The sequence below is a fragment of the Kutzneria sp. 744 genome, assembly GCF_000568255.1.
Classification (GTDB): Bacteria; Actinomycetota; Actinomycetes; order Mycobacteriales; family Pseudonocardiaceae; genus Kutzneria.
In genome coordinates, this window is the sequence record NZ_KK037166.1 from 6,157,926 (window position 1) to 6,175,926 (window position 18,001).

The following is an 18,001-nucleotide window of genomic DNA, read 5'->3' on the forward strand; positions in this document are numbered from 1 at the left end:
GCAGTCCTCGCACCGAAAAGAGGTACAAACCGCCCGGGCCGAGCTCGACGAGGCCAAGACCCACCAGGTCCGCTACTTTCTCCAGCCGAGGGGGACGGACGGCCCCGCTCCCGGTCGGGGGGAGCGGGGCCGCCGCTGTCAGATCACGCCGCCAGGATCTCCCACCACTGCTGCGGCTGGAAGTTCTTCTGCCACAGCTGGGCCCGGGCCCCGTTGTCCGGGCCGTTGGTGTCCCGGTCGACGCAGGTGTTGAAGTTGTTCAGGAACCGCCCGTTGTATATGGCCAGGTCGTTGGCGCGGGTCCACCACTGCTGCTGGCTGGTGCTGTTGCACTGCCAGAGCTGCAACACCGTGCCGTTGTTGCCGCCGCCGTTGAGGTCGGCGTCCAGGCACATGCTCTGGAATCGGCCGTTGATGAGGAATCCGTCGTCGGTCGAATACCAGGCCTGCTGGCTCGACCCGTTGCAGGCCCACACCTGGACCCGGGTGCCGTTTCCGCCGTTGGTGGCATCGGCGTCGAGGCACTGGCCCTTGTTGCCGTACAGGCTGTGGATCCGGATCCACGCGGCGGCCGTCGAATGCGGCCGCACGCCCGTGACCGCGGCCTTCAGCGGCACCAGCCCGCCTGGCGCGGCCGGGGCGGCGTCGGCCTGCGAGGTCAGGACGGTGGCGATGAGTGTGAGCGCGATGGCCGCGGCGGCCATCAGCTTTCTGTGCATCACGAGAAACTCCCTCGTTCGAGGAAACAGTTCGATGTGCACAGCCAGATGTAGCGGCGCCGGTTTTGATTAGTTGTGGTTTCGGTTGTTCGCTTACCAAGCTAACAACGAGCATGGTCGCCGTGAACTACTTGTCAATGTGGCCCCGGGTCGACCCGATCCGCTGACGAGCAGCCGGAACCCCGGCGGCGCTGATCAACTGCCGCTATCGTCGGCGACGATGCACCCCTCGCGTGTCCCGGTCCGCTGCCCCGACCACTTCCCCGACGGCTTCCGCCGCCTCGTCGCCCAGATCGCCGACGACCTCGCGGCGGCGCTGCCCCGGCTGCATCCGGAGCTGAGGGTGGAGGTCGGCGATCCCACGGACCGGCCGCTGCTGGCCTGCACGGTGTGGTTCGACCACGTGCGCCGGGCCGCCTTCGGGCTGCCGGTGCGCATGCTGAATGCCGGCGTCGAGCAGCTGCGGCGGAACCTGGCCGAGCGGCTCCAGGACGTGTTCATCGAGGAGTACGGCCGCCCGCTGCCGCCGTGCCCGGGGCACGAGCATCCGCTGGTGCCCGAGGTGCGGGACGCCGCGATGTGGGTATGCCCGAACGACCCGGGTCACTGGTCCTGTCGGATCGGTGACTACCGGGTTGTTGGGTAGGCAAAACGGAGGGCTGGGCGGCCGGTCACCCGGCAGCCCAACCCTCGCCATGTCGCAGACGCGTCAACGACGGTAGTCGTCGTAATCGTCGTCGTACGGGTCGTCCGTAGGCTCATCGTCCGGCGGACCCACAGGGGACTGCTCGCCGCCCGACAGCTCACGCTGCAGCGCGTCGAAGTCCGTGTTGTGGGAGCTGTACTTGAGCTCTCGGGCCACCTTCGTTTGCTTGGCCTTCGCTCGGCCGCGCCCCATGGCTCGACCCCCTCGCACAGGGACGGGGGCGGCCGGGGGAATCGGCGGCCCCACTCGTCACGACAACTGGTTCCTGGTAACTACCGTACCGTGTCGACGGGGTTCGGTGCGACGCGGCTTGCCTGTGGACCGCGCGACACCCCGACGACGCCCGGTCGGGCCGCCGATCGTGGCACGATTCGGGTGTGCCCCGCCCGTTCTCCGCTTACCTGCGAGTGTACGAACCGTTGTCGGCCTTCGACGCTCCGTTGGCCGACCGGCTGCGTCAGGCCGTCACCGACGGCCCGCTGAGCCGGGCCGAGGCCGGCGACCGGGAGCGCGAACTGTGGCTCCGATCACAGCTGGCCACGCCGCCGCGGCTGCTGCCCGGCGAGCTGTCCGACGGCCGCCCCGCCCCCAACGCCCCGGTCGACGTGCTGGTGCTGGATCCGGCCGAGGTGCCGACCAGCGAGAGCGCCACCGTGGGCCCCGGGCCGCTCGTCTGCCCGCTGGACATGCGGCCCCGCTCCGCCGCGGCGCTGGTGGGCTTCCTGAGCACCTCTTCCGGCGTGCTGAAGGCCGCTGCCCTGACCATCCCGGCCGACATCGCCCGCACCCGGGCCGGCGCCGTCATGGCCGAGCTGCACGGGGGCGCGGTGCATGTGGTGTCCACCACGTGGACCGTGCCGCTGCCGTGGTTCTCCCTCGTCGACCCGGACAGCCGGCACATCATCCTGGCGCCCCGCGAGGACGGCGAACGGCAGGTCGCGTGGCGGATCGCCATGGCCGACGCCCGCCGCCGGGTGGCGCGGGCCCACTCCGTGGTCCGGGAGTCGCTCGGCGAGAACGGCCCGGCCCGGGTCCTCAAGGACACCGGCCGCTGGCTGGAGCACTTCCACCCGCACTCGGCCGTCGAGCTCGACTACGGCGGCCTCGTCCAGCTGCTCGACGACCAGGAGCTGCTCGAGGACACCTCGGCTCAGGACGTGCACGCCATCGTCGACGCCATGGAGTCCGGCGACGCCGACGCCGTCGCCTCCCGCTACGAGCAGCTCCGTGACTTCTGGGGCGAGCTCGCCGGCAAGGAACGCCTGGGCTAGGGGCCTACTTATGCAGGGAAGGACGCCTTACCCACGTTCAACGAGGGTAAGGCGTCCTTCCCTGCGTCAAGGTCAGTCCGCCTCGCGGCGGGTCCGCTCGTTGGCCAGCAGCTCGTCCACCGAGGCGCTGCCCCGCTGGTAGCGGCCGGCGATCTCGGCGTTGAGCTTGTCCATCACGATCTGCACCTCGCGGCGGCGGGCCGAGACCGAGGCCTCCTCGGCCACGAAGGCCTGCCGGGCCTGGTCCAGCTTCTCGTCGGTCAGCGACGCCACATCGGACAGGTCCACGTCGGAGACCAGCGCCTCGACGTGCCGCCGGTGCGCCTCCGCCCGTGACGGCTCCATCGTCTGATAGCGGCCGAGACCGGTCGCCGGACCGACGGCGTTCTCGGACAGGATCGAGACCAGGCGGTCCACCACGGAGGCGCCGCCGCCCTCGACTCTGCGTTGCTGCTCCGCCTTCACGATGTCGATTCGGGCGTGGAGCAGCCGACGCAGGTAGGACAGGTCGGTCTCCTCCTGCGCCGTCTCATCGCGCAGCGCGCGGACCTCATCGAGCGGACGCTGCTCGACACCGGCCGTGTAGTCCGGAGCGAGCACCCGGTCGATTCGCCGCCGCCCGCCAGGACGGACCTCGATCACACCGCCATCCTGAAGCACGTGGGCGTCACCCGCCAACACCTAGGAGTCGGTTTCAACCGGACCGTTGCACTCCGAGCAGCTTTCGGACCTCGTCCGCCGGCAGCGGCGGCCGCTGGGCTATCCGGGCGAGGCCACTGGCCCTGGCCACCAGCTGAGCGTTGTCGCGGACCCGCTCGCCCCGTGCGTAGGAGATCGTGTCCTCCATCCCGACACGCAGGTGACCGCCCGCCGAGAGCGCCGCGAACATCACCGGTATGGCGGAGCGTCCGATCCCGGTGGCCGAGAACGTCGCGCCGTCCGGGATCACCCTCAGCGCCGCCGCCAGCGTCTCCGTGTCCCCCGGCATGCCTCCCGGCACACCCATCACCAGGTCCACGTGCACATGCCCACCCGCCGGCAGGCCGTGTTGGTCCAGCAGCCGGCGCAGGCTCGTCAGCTGGCCCAGGTCGAAGATCTCGTACTCCGGCACGATGCCCCGGTCCCGCATCCGCTTGTGCAGCTCGACCACGAACTCCCAGCGGTTCATGAAGACGTCGTCGCCGAAGTTGACCGTGCCCATCGTGCAGGAGGCCGAGTCCGGGCCCGCCTCCAGCACCCGCAGCCGGTTCTCCTCCGGGTCCGTCACCGCGCCGCCCGTCGACAGCTGCACCACCAGGTCCGTCTCCGCCCGCAGCGCCGCCACCGTCGCCTTCAGCAGGCCCAGGTCCAGCGTCGGCTTCGCGTCCGTGCCCCGGATGTGGACGTGGATCATCGACGCCCCCACCCGCTCGCAGTCCTTGGCCGTGCGCACCAGCTCGTCCAGGGTCACCGGCAGGTTGGGCACGTCCGCCTTGGCGTGCTCCGCCCCCGTCGGGGCCACCGTGATGAGCGTGCCGTGCGAACCAGGGCGCTGCGTCGACGCTGACATGCGCCGATCCTCGCACGCAGGGATCGGTGGACGGAAGATTTACGGCCTAACTCTCGGTTGGCCGAAGAATTAGCAGTGTGGCTGGTGGGGCTGCCCCATGCGGCGCGCCTTGCGGTTGACGATGTGCGCCGTGGTTGCTCCGACGCCGGAGCACAACGCGAGTCCGCTGACCGCGACCGCCGCCGCGGCACTGGCCAGCAGTGAGACGGCGACGACCGACGCGGCGAGGATCAACGTCAAGGCGATCAGCCCGTCACGCCGGATCCTCGGGTCGCGCAGCCAGCCGTCGATCATCCGCCACGCGGGCGGGAGTTCCTGGTTCCCCACCGGCTTCTCTCCTTCTGTCGCGGTGAACGCAACGAAGAACGCCATCCGTGGTGGCCATCTGGAACGTATGAGCCCGGCGCTGGGCGGGTGGAGGCCGCCTCCCCACGTCTGAGGCAGCCTCCACCTGTCGATCAGCAGCTGTCCCTGGCCCGCCTTGGTGTCGCGCCAGAGAAAGCGAATCGTTCCGCCGCCCACCCCCCGGTGCGCGGCATGACGATGGCGGCGAGCCGGATTAGGCTAATCAGCTCCGGTAGCCGCCTGACCGATATGTGACACTTTTCGAAAACGTCCACACCTCCTTGCATTTCTGAACCATCATCTCCTCAATGTGCTCCAATACCGTTCACCGCCGAGTGCGGTCGACTACCTGAGCAGGTACCTCACGTGGTCGATCGCGTCTTCGTCACCGAGGTCAGCGGCCTTGCGCCACCACTGTTCCGCCTGATCGAATTCGTGGAGCGCCTCGAGTAGCTCCGCCACGCGGCGCGCACTGTCGGCATCTCCACCCAGCGCCTCTCGTTCGCGCACGACCAACTCCGCGCGTACGAGGTTGGGCGACACCCACTGCTCAATGGGACGAGCAGTCCCCGACGGCGTGGGCATGCCGGCGAGCGCATGCCCGGCCTGCCTCGCGCCGTCCAGACAGGACACCGGGAGGGTCGCGCGAACCGCTCTGACGACTCGCGCGACCTGGTCCCGATGTTCCGCCTGTGGCAGGGAAGGGTTCGGGCACTCACGATTCTGCTGTCGGACGCCCATAGCACCCCTTCCTGAAAATAGATCCTCCGTTAAATCAGATCGGCCAACTTGGCCAAGGCGACCCTTTTTGCGTCGTACACCGTCTGGCGGTCGAGCCCGTACATCTCGGCCACTTCGGCCGGCTTGTACCCGTCGAACACCACCGCCGTGACAACCGAACGCTGACGCTCGGTCAGGTGGCCGAGTAGACTCTGCGTCCGGCTGTCCATCGCGCCGTTGCGCAGTTCGACCTCATAACTCACTTCTGTGAGATCGACATCCGCGCCATCGGCGATGGGAACAGTGTGCTTGCGCCGAGCATCGATGATCACGCTCTTCAGGGCCTTGACGCAGTACGGCGCTGTCCACACTTCGTTGTCGCGAGACTTCGACCAGGTTTTCCACACCTTGAGAAACGTGTCCTGGACGAAGTCGTCGGGGTCTTCCGCCTTGGTGCACCACTGCCGCGCAACCCAGTAGATCCTCGGGTAGATCAGCGCGACGGAGGCCGCGAACTCGTCGCTGTCGACGAAAGAGTGCTGCTTCGTGGTTCGTGCCCCTCCGAAGACGGGCAACGCCCCACGTCCCGGCCTCCTGTCGTGGTGGCGCGCGACGGGAGGCCAGGGATGGGAACGCGTCTTGCGAGAACCGGGCATCGTGCCGGCTCCCTTCTACCTCGGGCACGCCCGACGTGCGTCGAGCGCACGGCGAACGGTTGTGGAGCTATCCCTGGACAACGGCCCAAATGAAGATCATCTGGACCTGGTCGGGAAAACGTGCTCCACGTCACGCGCAGGCCGTGGGCGGGCACCGCGTCGGTTATCGGCCCAGGTTGCGGACGGCCTCGCGGCCGAGGGCGGCGTTGTCCGGGGGCACCGAGTCGGGGTCGATGGAGGCGGCGATGGGCTCCTCGGCAGGGCCGGCGGCCAGCACGGCGTCCAACGGGACCGAGCGCTTGATCAGGGCCAGGGCGATGGGCCCGAGCTCGTGGTGGCGGACGGCGGTGCCGACGCGGCCGACGACCTTGCCGTCCAGGGTGACAGGGTCGCCGGTCTCGGGCAGGGCGTCGAGGGAGCCGTCGAGGTGCAGCAGGAGCAGGCGGCGGGGCGGGCGGCCGACGTTCTCGACCTTGGAGACGGTCTCCTGGCCCCGGTAGCAGCCCTTGTTGAGGTGCACGGCGGTGCCGATCCAGCGGGCCTCGTGCGGGATGGTGCGGTCGTCGGTGTCGACGCCGAGCCGGGGGCGCAGCAGCTCGACACGGAGGGCCTCGAAGGCGAGCGAGCCGGCGGGGCGAGCCCCGGCGTCAACCAATCGAGTGAATTCGGCGTCCTTCGACTCGCGCGGAACGAGCAGGTCGGCGCCCCACGGCATGGGGCGGACCAGGCCGCCGAAGGTGACCAGGGACGGCGCCTGAGGACCGATGACCGACAGAACGGCGATCTCGGCGGTGGCGTCCCGGGGCTCGACCTTGGACCAGAACCGCATCGACTCCAGGTAGGCCAGCAACGCCTTGCCGGTGCCGGGCTCGACGTCCAACCACGCGGTGCCCTCGAAGTCGGTGAGCACGGCGTGGTGCTCGACCCGGCCCTGGATGTCGAGCACCAGCAGCTCGGTGGTCTCGCCGTCACGGAGGTTGAGCACGTGCTGGCTGGTGAGGTTGTGCAGCCAGGTCAGGCGGTCCTCGCCGGGCACGGCGATGACCTCGCGGTTGGAGCGGTCGACCACGGCCGCCGAACGGGCGGCGACGCGCTGCTCGGCGAAGGGGTCGCCGTAGTGCCACGGCACGCCGGCGTCGACGGAACCGGCGGGGGCATCAACGGCGGTCAAGGGGTCTCCTCAGAAGCGGAACAGTTGCGGCAGATGCCAGACAACGCGAGGTGGCTGGCGTCGAGCTGGAAGCCACGGCCACGGCTGAGCCGGGCGGCGAGGTCGTCCAACAGGTCGCACGGCACCTCGTCGACCTGCCCACAGCTGTGGCACACGAGGTGCACGTGCTCGTGCTCCTCGACGGAGTAGGACGGCGCTCCGTGGCCGAGATGGGTGTGCCGGACCAGGCTGAGCTTCTCCAACAGCTCAAGGGTCCGGTAGACGGTGGTGATGTTGACGGTCGGCGTGACGCGTTGCACCCGCTGGCAGATCTGCTCGGGCGTGGCGTGCTCGAGCTCGCGGACGGCGTCCAGCACCAACTGACGCTGAGGGGTCATCCGCAGCCCACGCTCGTGCAACGTGCGGCGCAGCCGCGCGGCCTCCTCGGGGCTCACGGTCTCCACTCCCCCAGGATAGGACGTCGCAGAACCGGACGCGGCGGGCTGAGTAGGCTCGGCCCATGCGCGTGCTGGCCTTCCTGGACGGAACGACCGCGGATCCCGAGGCCCCGCTGCTGCGGGTGGACGACCTGGGGTTGCTCCGCGGCGACGGTGTGTTCGAGACGATCCTGGTGGTCGACGGCAAACCGAGGGAGCTGGCTCCGCACCTGGACCGGCTCGACCGCTCGGCGGCCATGCTCGAACTGCCCGAGCCCGACCGGGCGGGCTGGGAGCGGGCGGTCGACGCCGTGATCAACAACTGGTCCGGCGGCAAGGACATGGCGCTCAAGCTGATCCTGACCCGCGGCAACGAGTACGGCGACGGCACGCCGACGGCGTTCGCGATGGGACTGCCGATCGCCGACAAGGTGCTCAAGCAGCGGGCCGAGGGCATCGCGGCGGTGACGCTGGAGCGCGGCTTCGAGCCGGGCCTGGCCCAGCGGGCCCCGTGGCTGCTGCTGGGGGCCAAGTCGCTGTCGTACGCGGTGAACATGGCGGCCGGCCGCTACGCCGCCCGCGAGGGCGCGGACGACGTGATCTTCACGGCGGCCGACGGCTCGGTGCTGGAGGGCCCGACCTCGACGCTGGTCCTGGTCCGCGACCGCACGCTGGTGACGCCGCCCTCGACGATCGGCATCCTGCCGGGCACGACCCAGGCGGCGCTGTTCCGCGCGGCCGAGCGGGCCGGCTGGTCGATCAAGGTGGAGCCCATCCCGGCCGCCGACCTGGTCGAGGCCGAGGGCCTGTTCCTGGTGTCCAGCGTCCGCTGCGTGACCCGCATCCACACCCTGGACGGCCACCAGCTCAAGGACTCCTCGGCGCTGCTGCGCGAGCTGACCGCCCTCTACGAGTCCGAGTACTGAGAGACGTCAGGAAGGGCCCCTTACTGACGTTGAACGCCAGTAAGGGGCCCTTCCTGACGTTCAAGGTCTGGATCGGTCCCTTGATCTTGGTTACCGAAGGCCACCGTCCACTGCGGACATCAGGGTCCCGGTGTCGCCGGACATCTCCCAGATCATCGCGCCGAGCAGGCCCTTGCTCTTGATGTAGGCCATCTTCTGCGTGATGGACCAGGTGTCGTCGAACGACCACCACTGGTTGCCGTCATATCCATACGTGGCAACGGCCTGGGTGTTGTGATAGACGGTCATGCCGGGCACGGAGCTGATCAGGTTGCTGTAGCCCCGGGTTCCGGCCTCCTCGGGGAACTGTCCCGTCGCGGCCCCGTGCGCGGCCTGCCATTCGCCGTGGGCGCCACCGTCGGTGACGCCCTGCCAACCTCGGCCGTAGAACGGGATTCCCACGGTCATCTTGCGTGGATTGACCCCGGCGGCGAGATAGGTCTGCACGGCCCTGTCCACGCTGAAGTGGAACGAATACGGGTCGTTCGACGCCGGGTACAGGTTGGCCTGGTCGCCGGTCTGGTTGGGCTCCCACGAGTTGTCGCTGCCGGAGCCGTGGAAGTCGTAGCCCTGCACGTTGAACATGTCCAGCGACTTGCCGGTCTGCGGCAGGTCCCAGCCCTCGCTGACCTTGGTCGGGTCGGCCGGGGTGAACGCGGACAGCTGGTACCGCTTGCCGTTCGCGGCGCCCAACGCGTCCAGCTCGGTGCGGAACTCGGCCAGCAAAGCGGTCACGTTGGCCTTGTCGGACGGGCTGTAGTGGTTGCCGGGGTGGCCGTTGGCGTCGCCGGGCCACTCCCAGTCGATGTCGATGCCGTCGAAGATGCCGGCCGCCACACCGGCGCCGCCGGCGCCTTCGGTCTGCGGCAGGTTGCCCTTGATCCAGGTGTCGAGGCAGGAGGCGACGAACTTCTTGCGCGACGCGTCGGTCTTGGCCACGTCGGAGAAGTACTTCGAGTACGTCCAGCCGCCGATGGAGACCAGGATCTTCATGGCGGGGTACAGCGCCTTGAGTTCCTTGAGCTGGTTGAGGTTTCCGCGCAGCGGCGCGAAACCGTCGTCGGCGACGCCGTTGACGGCCTGGGCCGCGGCGAACGGACGGCCGTAGTCGGCGTCGGCGTCGCCGGCCCCGTCACCCTGGTTGGGGTCCTCGGGATCGGCGGTGGTGCCACGGGTGACGCCGGACAGGCAGGTCAGGTTGACCGGGTCGATGTTCTCGAACGCGTACAGCAGATGCGTCAGCTTCGCGGCCGCGCCGGTGGTCACCAGGTTCTTGACGAAGTACTGGCGGCCGTAGATGCCCCACTGCACGAAGTAGCCGACCTTGGCGTAGCCGCTGCCGATGACGTCGGAAGTCGTTGCGGTGACGGCACTGCTGGCCGCGGACACGTTGTCGTAGCCGTCACGGGCGCGCACGGTGAATGTGTACTGAGTGGACGGACTCAGGCCGGTCACGGTCGCCGAAGTGCCAGTGACCGTTGTGGCGACGACAGATCCGTTGAACACGTCGTACGACACCACACCGGTGTTGTCGGTCGACGCCGACCAGCTCAGCGAGATCGTCACGGAATCCTTGCCGGTGACGGCCAGATTTGTTGGGGCAGAAGGAGCCTGGGTGTCGGCCGACGGGTCGTTGGTCGTCACGGTGACCGGTGCGCTGGCCGCCGATGACGTGCCATGAGCGTCCTTGGCCTTGACGGTGAAGGTGTACGACGTCTTCGGCGTCAGGCCGGCGATGGCCGTTGACGTGCCGGTGACCGACGCGGCCAGCGTGGATCCGTTGTACACGTCATAACCGGCGATGGGCAGATCCCCGGCGGTGGCGGCATTCCAGGCCAGCAGCACGGTCTTGGTGGTCTTGGCCGTGGCGTGCAGGTTCGTGGGCGCACTCGGTGGCGCGTCGGCGGAACCGTCGCACTTCAGGTCGTTCACCCGGCACTTCTGCGGGCTGCCCGAACCGCTGACCGTGAACGTCAGGCTGTACGGCTCGGTGCTGCCATGGGCCTTCACCACCGTGTTGTAGTAGGCCGGGGTGGCCACCACATGGGTGCCGGTCTGCGTCACGGTGCCGTTCTGGCCATTGCCGACCGTGGTCCCGCTGGGCAGGTCGAAGGCCAGTGACCACGACTTCAGGTCGGTGTCGGAGTTGTTGGCCACCAAGTACTTCCCGGTCGACCCGGCCTGCGAGTACTGCGCGGTCACGGCGGCCGGCGGCGGCGGGGTCGTTCCGCCCGACCCATCGCAGTTGACCCCGTTGAGCAGGCACGCGGCGGGCGTGGCCGCCGAACTGAGGGAGAAGGACAGACTGTACGGCTCGGTGTTGCCATGGGCGGCAACGGTGTTGATGTAGTACGCCGGCGTGGCCGTCACGTGGGTGCCGGACTGGGTCAGGGTGCCGTTCTGCGGATTGCTCGCGGTGACGCCGGTGGGCAGGTCGAAGGCGATCGACCAGCCGGTGATGGCCGCGGCCGTCGAGTTGGCCACGACGTACTTGCCGCCGCCCGCCGATACGGTGAACGTGGCGGTGAGGCCGGTGGTCGCGGCCGCCTGTGGGGCGAGCGCGACGGCGGCGCCTAACGTCAGCAGGGTTGCCGAGAGCAGTGCAAGCTTGCGCATGGTGCTCCTACGGTCCAGGCGGCGGCCCGTTCTGAACAGTAAAGTGGCCTAGACCACTGCGTCAACGGAGCGGTTGCAGCCGAACGGGTGTTCCCGGCCGGGCCTGCGCCAACCGGGGCAGGGCCTCGGCGGTCACTACGCCGATCACCGGATAGCCGCCCGTGACGGGATGATCGGCCAGGAACAGCACCGGCCGGCCGTTGGCCGGCACCTGAACCGATCCGGTCACCACGCCCTCGCTCGGCAGCTCCCGCGCCTCGAACGCGGCGGCGCGGCGCAGGGCGGTGCCGTCCAGCCGCAGCCCGACCCGGTTGCTCTGCTGGGAAACCGTCCACCGGCCGGCGGCCAGCTGCCCGTGGGGGTCGTCGAACCAGTCCTCACGGGGACCGAGCAGCACCGGCACGACGAGCTCGGCCGGCGCGACCGAAGGCGACAGCACATCCGCGCCTTCCGGCAGGCCGTCGACCGAACCGAGCGGCAGAACATCGTTGGCCCGCAGGGGATCCGGCCCGATGCCGGAGAGAATGTCCGTGGCCCGGCTGGAAAGCTGCAACGGCACGTCGATGCCGCCGGAAACCGCGACGTAGCAACGAAGTCCGCCGACAGGGGCGCCGAGGCCCAGCACGTCGCCCGCCCGCAGATGCACCGGGGCGTGGGAGTCGACGAGGTGATCGCCGACGGAGACCAGCACGCTGGGCCCAGTGACGGCGACCGTGCAGGAACAGTTGGCGCGCAACTGGATCCGGCCCAGCAGGGCCTCGATCCCGGCCGCCGACTCGGGATTGCCCACGAGCCGGTTGGCCAGCGTCAGCGCCGGCACGTCCAGCGCTCCCGACGGCGGCACGCCCAGATGCGCGTTGCCGGGCCGGCCGAGATCCTGGATCAACGTCTGCGGGCCGACCCGGACCACGGTCAGCGAGCGGCTCACGACGCCACCTCGAACCGGACGTGATCGCCGGGCGCGAGCAGCGCCGGGTCCGGGGTTCGCTTGGCGTCGAAGAGAATCGCGCTGGTGCGGCCGATCAGCCGCCAGCCGCCGGGCGAGGCCGTGGGATACGCGCCGGTGAATTCCCCCGCGATGCCAACGGATCCGGCCGGCACCTTGGTCCGGGGATTGTCCAACCTGGCCTGCCGCAACGGTTCCGGCAACCCGACCAGGTAGCCGAAGCCGGGCGCGAAACCGCAGAACGCCACCGTGTACTCCGCGCCGCTGTGCAGCGCGACGACCTCGTCGACGCTCAAACGAGCGGTCGAGGCCACCAATTCCAGATCGGGGCCGTCGTAGACGATCGGCAGCCGGACCTGTCGCGGCGTGCGATCAGGCGGGTGCGACAGATCGGCCGCCTCGACGACGGCGCGCGCCCGGTTCAGACCGTCCGAACCGGGGCGAACGGCGATCAGCACGGTGGTGGCGGCGGGCACGAGCTCGACGACATCGGGCAGATCCGCGACCAGCAGGGCGCCGTGCAGCGCCTCCACCTCGGCCAGCGAGTCCAGCTCGACCAGCATCGCGTGCCGGCCGCACCGCCGCAGGAGCACGTGTCAGCCGACGACGCGGACGAGCTGCGCCGAGACGTGCGGCTGCAGCGCCTCGCCGACCATCGCCCGCTCCTCCACGTAGGCCAGGTCGCCGTTGTTGACCAGCCCGTACAGGCGCTTGGCCGCGACGACCTCCTTGGCCGTCGAGGTCCGCATCACGATGTCGGTGGCCATCTCCCAGGAGGTCTGGGTGAGCGGCGTGCCGTAGTAGATCTCGACGACCCCGGTGGCGTGGGTGACCAGCACCTCGATGGTGTCGTCGGCCTGCGGACGCCAGAAGCCCGACTCGCGGGCGGCCGGCCGGATCACGTTGTCGTCCTCGTCGAGCAGCCAGGACCGGGCCTCGTAGGTGAGGAACGGGCGGCCGTCGTGGGCGAAGGTGATCTGCTGGCCGAACCGGAACGGGCCGTCGATCGTCGGGTAGACGACCTGGCCCTCGCCGCGCCACACGCCGACCAGCGGCAGCAGCGCCAGGCAGGCGTCGTTGAGGTTGGGGCCCAGCCGCAGGTTCGCGGTGTCACCCGGGATCGGGAGATCGTCGAACTGGGGTAGGTTGCGGTCGCGCGTGGACTCCGCGCGCTGGTCGGCGGCGTGGACCGCGGCGTCGCCGCTGCCGAACTGTGGTCCCGTCATGGTCAGCGGTGGTCCTGCAGCAGGCGGTACACCACGTACACCGAGAACCACGCGATGGCGACGCAGACCAGCACCATGAGGATCGTGAAGAAGAGTTCCACGCGCACAGAATAGACGGTGCTGTTGGCCCCAGCCTGGTGGGCTCGCGCCGGTGCCTGGACCGCGGGCTCAGGAAAACCGCGTCTTTCCAGCGGTTTTCCTGAGCCAAGGGAAGGCACCGGCTTGGAGCGAGTCCACTCGCCGCGGAACGCGGCGAGACAAACACTGTGTTTCAGGCCACTGCGACCTGGAGCTGGTGCAGGCCGGGGCCGTCGGCCGTCACCTGCGTCTCGCCGGTGCCGCTGCGGTGCAGCGCGCGCACCGTCCAGGCACCCGGCGCCGCGAAGAAGCGGAAGTCACCCTGCTCCGAGGAGACGACCTCGGCGGTGAACTCGCCGGAGGAGTCCAGCAGGCGCACGAAGGCCCCGCCGACCGGCTGGCCGGCCGCGGAGACCGTGCCGGACAGCACGACCTCCTTGCCCGGGTCGATGTTGGCCGGAAGCGCCGTGCCCTGCTCCGGAGCGCCACATCCTGCTGCGGTCATGTCAGTCCCTCTCATTCACTGCCGAGTGCGACCGGCACGCCGACCAGCGAGCCGTATTCGGTCCAGGAGCCGTCGTAGTTCTTCACGTCCGTGTGGCCGAGCAGCTCGCGCAGCACGAACCAGGTGTGCGAGGAGCGCTCGCCGATGCGGCAGTAGGCGATGGTGGACTTGCCGCCGTCCAGGCCGGCCTCGCCGTAGATCTCGGCCAGCTCGGCGTCGGAGCGGAAGGTGCCGTCCTCGTTCGCGGCCTTGCTCCACGGCACGTTGATCGCGCTGGGGATGTGGCCGGCCCGCTGGGCCTGCTCCTGCGGCAGGTGGGCGGGGGCGAGCAGCTTGCCGCTGAACTCGTCGGGGGAGCGCACGTCGACCAGGTTCTTGACGTTGATCGCGTCCACGACCTCCTGGCGGAAGGCACGCAGCGTCAGGTCCTGTTCCTGGGCCTTGTACTCGGTGGCCGGGCGGCTCACCACGTCCTTGACCAGCGGACGCCCGTCCAGCTCCCACTTCTTGCGGCCGCCGTCGAGCAGCGCCACCTTGTCGTGGCCGTAGAGCTTGAAGTACCAGTACGCGTAGGCCGCGAACCAGTTGTTGTTGCCGCCGTACAGCACGACCTGGTCGTCGTTGCCGATGCCGCGGGCCGAGAGCAGCGCCTCGAAGCCGGCGCGGTCCACGAAGTCCCGGCGGACCTGGTCCTGGAGGTCGGTCTTCCAGTCGATCTTCACGGCGCCGGGGATGTGGCCGCCGTCGTAGGCGCTGGTGTCCTCGTCCACCTCGACAAAAACCACGCCCGCGGTGTCGAGGTTGTCCTCGGCCCACTGCGCCGAGACCAGCACGTTCTCGCGACTCATCGATCGGCTCCTTCGCCGGATTGGGGATGGGGTGTCACTTGCCGGTGGCCGGCGCGAACCGGCGGATGATCAGGTACATCTCGCAGCCCAGGCAGAAGGCGAAGGCCGCGTTGAGGAAGGCAGCGACCAGCGCGAGCGCGGTGGCCACGGTGCCGAGGACGGTCAGCCCGGACACGTATCCGACCGTGCCGACCAGGGCGAAGGCAAAGCCGACCGTCTGCGCGAACTGCGGCGGGGCCGCGTCCTCGCGCTCGTCGGTCGGGCCCAGCCGCGGTGCGACGAAGCGCCGGTAGAGCAGGCCGTACGGGGCGTGCTGGAGTCCGAGGAAGCCGCCGATGGCGAACACGACGGTCTGCGCCGCGAGCAGCGGCCACCAACCGGTGGCCAGCACGACCGCCAGCACGACCGTCGTGATCCAGGCGCCGAAGCGCGGACCTCGGGGATCGATCTGGGATGCGGACACGAAAGACCTCCTGACCGGGGGACCTCTGGGCGTGAGGGTCCAGCGGACGTCAGGCGTAGGGCCTCGGACGTCCGGTCAGAAAGGCCGACACAGGCTGCTGCGCACGCGGCAGAGATCCACCGCGCGTCGCTTCGTCAGCAGCTGGGCCATACGGCGGAGACTACCCGCTGCTCCCTCCTGGTGGGAGGGCTGTCCACCAGATGGAATGATTGGTGAATCGATAAAGCTCGGTCGGCCGAGCCAATCGGTCACGGTGAGGGTGCTCACGGTCATGCCAGATGGGGGCGCAGGGCCTCGACGAGCACGTCGCGCCTGGGCACGCCGCCCACCCGCAACAGCTCGGCCCCGTCCGGTCCGTAGGCGACGGTGGTGGGCGTGCGCAACACCTTCAGCGAGGTGGCGACCTCGGGCATGTCGGTTAGGTCGAGCTCGCGGTGCTCAAGGCCGTCGGTCCTGGACGCGAGGTCGGACAGGATCACGCGGGTGTGCCGGCAGGGGGCGCAGAACGTGGTCGACAGCTGCACCAGCGTCACCGGGGACGCCGGGTCGATCAGGTCCCTGACCTGCGCCGGAAGGTCAGCTGCCGGCTTGCTGCGGCGCACTCGCCCGTCCCGTCCGCGGAGCAGGAAGCCCAGCACGGTGGCGGCCGCCAGCACCGCCAGCACCACCCACACGCCGGTCATCCCAGTCCGCTCCTCCCGCTGCCCAGCTGCACGTTCGTGGCCTTGCCGCTGACCGTGAACGCGTTGTTGTCCACGCCTACCTTGGTCGGCACCACCGTGAACGGCAGCGCCTTGCCCAGGTCCAGCTCGGTGGACAGCGCCGCCACGATCGGCTGCTGAAAGGCCTCCGGAACCTTCAACGCCGTGACCCCGTCCACCAATTCCAGCCGGGTCGGCTGGACCTGGATCTTCGTGCCGGACAGGCCGAGCAGGCCGAAGGCGTTGATCTTCAGCGGGTGGCCGGCCACGGTGACGTTGAACGACAGCCGTACGCCCACGCTGGTGTCGGTGTACGGACTGGTCGTGGGGGTCGGCGTCGGCGTTGGCGTCGGGGTGTCGTAGAGCGTGTCCGGCGAGGTCGGGCCGACGGTCAGGTTGGACACGCCCAGCGCCTGGCCCACGTCGGTGGCGTTGAACGCCCGGTTCACGTCGGCCGCGGTGATCTGGACCTGGCCCTCGACCTGGCTGATCAGCACGGAGTGGGCCGAGCCGGAGACCAGCTCGGACAGCGGCACCTTCACGTCGTAGAGATGGGCCTTGACCTGCAGATCGCGCAGCGTGTCGCCGATCGGGATGCCGTTGGCCTCGATCTCGATGTCCTGGTAGTCGCCGCGGGCCGCCTGCAGCATGAACGGGAAGCCGTGGATGGTCACCGACGGGTCGTCGGCCAGCTTCAGCTCCGTGCGCATCTTCTTGGACACCTGGTACTCGCCGATGGCCGCGAAGGTGAAGTCGGCCGCCACCAGCAGCGCGGCCAGCACCAGCAGGACGGCGACCAGCACCTTCCACCGGCGGCCGCGGCGCGGCCGGGTCGCTGTGGTCATCGGAAAATCTCCCCACCCGTGTTAATTCGTGTGACGCGCGTGTTTCGGCCGGCCGAGGGGCTGGTCACGACAGGTATTCTCCCGGACATCCGCAGGCAACGGGGCCTGGCCACCGTACGCCGCTGTCCCGCCCACTGGTGGCCGGGTCGCGGCGCGAGAGGAGGCGGCTTGCCCATGGGTGTCGATCTGCTGCTGTTGACCGGGGATCCCGACCCGTCGTCGGTTCTGCCCGCGCTTTCCCTGCTTCCGCACGTGGTGCGGCCGCTGGCGCCGGAGGTGTCGGCGCTGCTGGAGGCCGGCCCGCACGACGCCGTCCTGGTGGACGCCCGCGGCGACCTGGCCGGCGCCCGGTCGCTGTGCCGGCTGCTGTCCAGCAGCGGCATCGAGGTGCCGGTTGTGGCGATCGTCACCGAAGGTGGCCTGGTCGCCGTCACCGCCGACTGGGGCGTCGACGAGATCCTGCTGCCGAACTCCGGGCCGGCCGAGGTCGACGCCCGGCTCCGGCTGGTCAGCTCCCGCCGCAAGCCGGAGCAGTCCGGCAACGCCGGCGCGATCCAGCTCGGCGAGCTGCTCATCGACGACGCGACCTACACCGCCCGCCTCAAGGGCCGGCCGCTGGAGCTCACCTACAAGGAGTTCGAGCTGCTCAAGTACCTCGCCCAGCACGCGGGACGGGTGTTCACCCGGGCCCAACTGCTGCAGGAGGTCTGGGGCTACGACTTCTTCGGCGGCACCCGCACGGTCGACGTGCACGTCCGGCGGCTGCGGGCCAAGCTCGGCCCCGAGCACGAGCTGATGATCGGCACTGTGCGCAACGTCGGCTACAAGTTCGTCCGGCCGTCGCGGCCCGGCGCCCGCGCCGCCAGCCACGTCGACCACGACACGCACGACGATTCGGAGTCCGACGCCTTCCGTGCGCTGGCCAACCAGTTCCGCTGACCGCTAGCGTCGGTCGACGTGGCTGAGCTGACTGGGCGGGACCGGCTGACCGCCGTCGAAGTGGACGCGGTGGCCGGCATCTTCGAGGCGGCTCGCCTCGCCGACAACCGCGAGGGCGCCGGCGAACTGCCCTCGTTCGTCGCGAAACCGGGCACCCACGTGCTCGCCGAGGACAACGGGCGCGTGGTCGGCTACGCCCACCTCGACACCGACGGCGATTCCAACGGCCACCCGGTCGGCGAGGCGCTGGTGCATCCCGCCGCCCGCAACCGGGGCGTCGGCACGCGGCTCGTGCGGCAGCTGCTGGCGCTGGCCG

24 protein-coding genes are annotated in these 18,001 nt (G+C 69.7%); 5 read left to right on the forward strand and 19 right to left on the reverse strand.

Going from position 1 to position 18,001, the window contains the following annotated elements; translation table 11 throughout:
* Positions 1-143: 143 nt before the first annotated feature.
* Positions 144-719 (reverse strand): RICIN domain-containing protein, encoded by a 576-nt coding sequence (locus KUTG_RS27935; RefSeq protein ID WP_043720943.1) that lies wholly within the window; start codon positions 717-719, stop codon positions 144-146.
* Between the two features lie 220 nt (positions 720-939).
* On the opposite strand from KUTG_RS27935, the gene KUTG_RS27940 reads away from it, so the two are divergent.
* Positions 940-1,365, forward strand: a complete 426-nt coding sequence (locus KUTG_RS27940) for a hypothetical protein (RefSeq protein WP_043720944.1) — start codon at positions 940-942, stop codon at positions 1,363-1,365.
* A 63-nt stretch (positions 1,366-1,428) separates the two neighbouring features.
* Here KUTG_RS27940 and KUTG_RS27945 read toward each other — a convergent pair whose 3' ends face one another.
* Positions 1,429-1,617: a DUF3073 domain-containing protein gene (locus KUTG_RS27945; protein ID WP_043720947.1), complete on the reverse strand. Its 189-nt coding sequence runs from the start codon at positions 1,615-1,617 to the stop codon at positions 1,429-1,431.
* A 185-nt stretch (positions 1,618-1,802) separates the two neighbouring features.
* Between KUTG_RS27945 and KUTG_RS27950 the strand changes: the two genes are divergently transcribed.
* Positions 1,803-2,696: a hypothetical protein gene (locus tag KUTG_RS27950; RefSeq protein ID WP_043720949.1), complete on the forward strand. Its 894-nt coding sequence runs from the start codon at positions 1,803-1,805 to the stop codon at positions 2,694-2,696.
* A gap of 72 nt (positions 2,697-2,768) precedes the next feature.
* On the opposite strand, the gene KUTG_RS27955 is transcribed toward KUTG_RS27950, so the two are convergent.
* From KUTG_RS27955 to KUTG_RS27985, 7 genes are all read right to left on the reverse strand, one after another.
* The gene (locus KUTG_RS27955) at positions 2,769-3,338 is read right to left on the reverse strand and encodes an RsiG family protein (protein ID WP_043720950.1); all 570 of its coding nucleotides are present in this window, start codon (positions 3,336-3,338) and stop codon (positions 2,769-2,771) included.
* 52 nt (positions 3,339-3,390) lie between these two features.
* Positions 3,391-4,245, reverse strand: coding sequence for a beta-keto acid cleavage family enzyme (locus tag KUTG_RS27960; RefSeq protein WP_043720953.1), 855 nt, complete (start codon positions 4,243-4,245; stop codon positions 3,391-3,393).
* A 69-nt stretch (positions 4,246-4,314) separates the two neighbouring features.
* Positions 4,315-4,572, reverse strand: a complete 258-nt coding sequence (locus KUTG_RS27965) for a hypothetical protein (protein ID WP_157494808.1) — start codon at positions 4,570-4,572, stop codon at positions 4,315-4,317.
* Positions 4,573-4,935: 363 nt separating this feature from the next.
* Positions 4,936-5,100: a hypothetical protein gene (locus KUTG_RS59030; protein ID WP_157494809.1), complete on the reverse strand. Its 165-nt coding sequence runs from the start codon at positions 5,098-5,100 to the stop codon at positions 4,936-4,938.
* A gap of 260 nt (positions 5,101-5,360) precedes the next feature.
* The gene (locus tag KUTG_RS27975; protein ID WP_043720959.1) at positions 5,361-5,885 is read right to left on the reverse strand and encodes an RNA polymerase sigma factor; all 525 of its coding nucleotides are present in this window, start codon (positions 5,883-5,885) and stop codon (positions 5,361-5,363) included.
* A 244-nt stretch (positions 5,886-6,129) separates the two neighbouring features.
* A complete protein-coding gene (locus KUTG_RS27980) occupies positions 6,130-7,137 on the reverse strand; it encodes a CAF17-like 4Fe-4S cluster assembly/insertion protein YgfZ (RefSeq protein WP_043720960.1) in 1,008 nt (335 codons plus the stop codon).
* Complete coding sequence (locus tag KUTG_RS27985; protein ID WP_255360942.1) at positions 7,134-7,580, reverse strand: Fur family transcriptional regulator; 447 nt, start codon at positions 7,578-7,580, stop codon at positions 7,134-7,136. The genes KUTG_RS27980 and KUTG_RS27985 overlap by 4 nt, the downstream gene beginning before the upstream one ends.
* Before the next feature lie 56 nt (positions 7,581-7,636).
* On the opposite strand from KUTG_RS27985, the gene KUTG_RS27990 reads away from it, so the two are divergent.
* On the forward strand, positions 7,637-8,479 hold the full coding sequence (locus KUTG_RS27990; RefSeq protein WP_043720962.1) for an aminodeoxychorismate lyase: 843 nt from the start codon (positions 7,637-7,639) through the stop codon (positions 8,477-8,479).
* A 90-nt stretch (positions 8,480-8,569) separates the two neighbouring features.
* Here the strand turns inward: KUTG_RS27990 and KUTG_RS27995 are convergent, their stop codons facing one another.
* From KUTG_RS27995 to KUTG_RS28035, 10 genes are all read right to left on the reverse strand, one after another.
* A complete protein-coding gene (locus tag KUTG_RS27995; protein WP_043720964.1) occupies positions 8,570-11,134 on the reverse strand; it encodes a glycosyl hydrolase family 18 protein in 2,565 nt (854 codons plus the stop codon).
* A gap of 61 nt (positions 11,135-11,195) precedes the next feature.
* Positions 11,196-12,062, reverse strand: coding sequence for a 5-oxoprolinase subunit C family protein (locus tag KUTG_RS28000; RefSeq protein WP_043720966.1), 867 nt, complete (start codon positions 12,060-12,062; stop codon positions 11,196-11,198).
* Entirely contained in the window at positions 12,059-12,643 is a 585-nt protein-coding gene (gene pxpB, locus KUTG_RS28005; protein ID WP_043730875.1) for a 5-oxoprolinase subunit PxpB, read from the reverse strand. The genes KUTG_RS28000 and pxpB overlap by 4 nt, the downstream gene beginning before the upstream one ends.
* A 33-nt stretch (positions 12,644-12,676) precedes the next feature.
* A complete protein-coding gene (locus KUTG_RS28010) occupies positions 12,677-13,306 on the reverse strand; it encodes a heme-binding beta-barrel domain-containing protein (RefSeq protein ID WP_043720969.1) in 630 nt (209 codons plus the stop codon).
* Positions 13,307-13,577: 271 nt separating this feature from the next.
* Entirely contained in the window at positions 13,578-13,889 is a 312-nt protein-coding gene (locus KUTG_RS28015; RefSeq protein WP_043720971.1) for a DUF1416 domain-containing protein, read from the reverse strand.
* A gap of 11 nt (positions 13,890-13,900) precedes the next feature.
* Positions 13,901-14,737 (reverse strand): sulfurtransferase, encoded by an 837-nt coding sequence (locus tag KUTG_RS28020; protein WP_043720973.1) that lies wholly within the window; start codon positions 14,735-14,737, stop codon positions 13,901-13,903.
* A 34-nt stretch (positions 14,738-14,771) separates the two neighbouring features.
* A complete protein-coding gene (locus KUTG_RS28025) occupies positions 14,772-15,200 on the reverse strand; it encodes a DUF4395 domain-containing protein (RefSeq protein WP_043720975.1) in 429 nt (142 codons plus the stop codon).
* 75 nt (positions 15,201-15,275) lie between these two features.
* Complete coding sequence (locus KUTG_RS66435) at positions 15,276-15,473, reverse strand: putative leader peptide (RefSeq protein WP_369794519.1); 198 nt, start codon at positions 15,471-15,473, stop codon at positions 15,276-15,278.
* Complete coding sequence (locus KUTG_RS28030; protein WP_043720976.1) at positions 15,470-15,883, reverse strand: TlpA family protein disulfide reductase; 414 nt, start codon at positions 15,881-15,883, stop codon at positions 15,470-15,472. Before KUTG_RS28030 ends, KUTG_RS66435 begins: the two co-directional genes overlap by 4 nt.
* The gene (locus KUTG_RS28035) at positions 15,880-16,746 is read right to left on the reverse strand and encodes an LmeA family phospholipid-binding protein (protein ID WP_052395498.1); all 867 of its coding nucleotides are present in this window, start codon (positions 16,744-16,746) and stop codon (positions 15,880-15,882) included. The genes KUTG_RS28030 and KUTG_RS28035 overlap by 4 nt, the downstream gene beginning before the upstream one ends.
* 174 nt (positions 16,747-16,920) lie before the next feature.
* On the opposite strand from KUTG_RS28035, the gene KUTG_RS28040 reads away from it, so the two are divergent.
* Together KUTG_RS28040 and KUTG_RS28045 are read left to right on the forward strand one after the other, a co-directional pair.
* On the forward strand, positions 16,921-17,685 hold the full coding sequence (locus tag KUTG_RS28040; protein WP_043720978.1) for a winged helix-turn-helix transcriptional regulator: 765 nt from the start codon (positions 16,921-16,923) through the stop codon (positions 17,683-17,685).
* A gap of 18 nt (positions 17,686-17,703) precedes the next feature.
* Positions 17,704-18,001, forward strand: a 298-nt coding sequence (locus KUTG_RS28045; protein ID WP_043720981.1) for a GNAT family N-acetyltransferase, incomplete at its 3' end; no start/stop codon positions are given.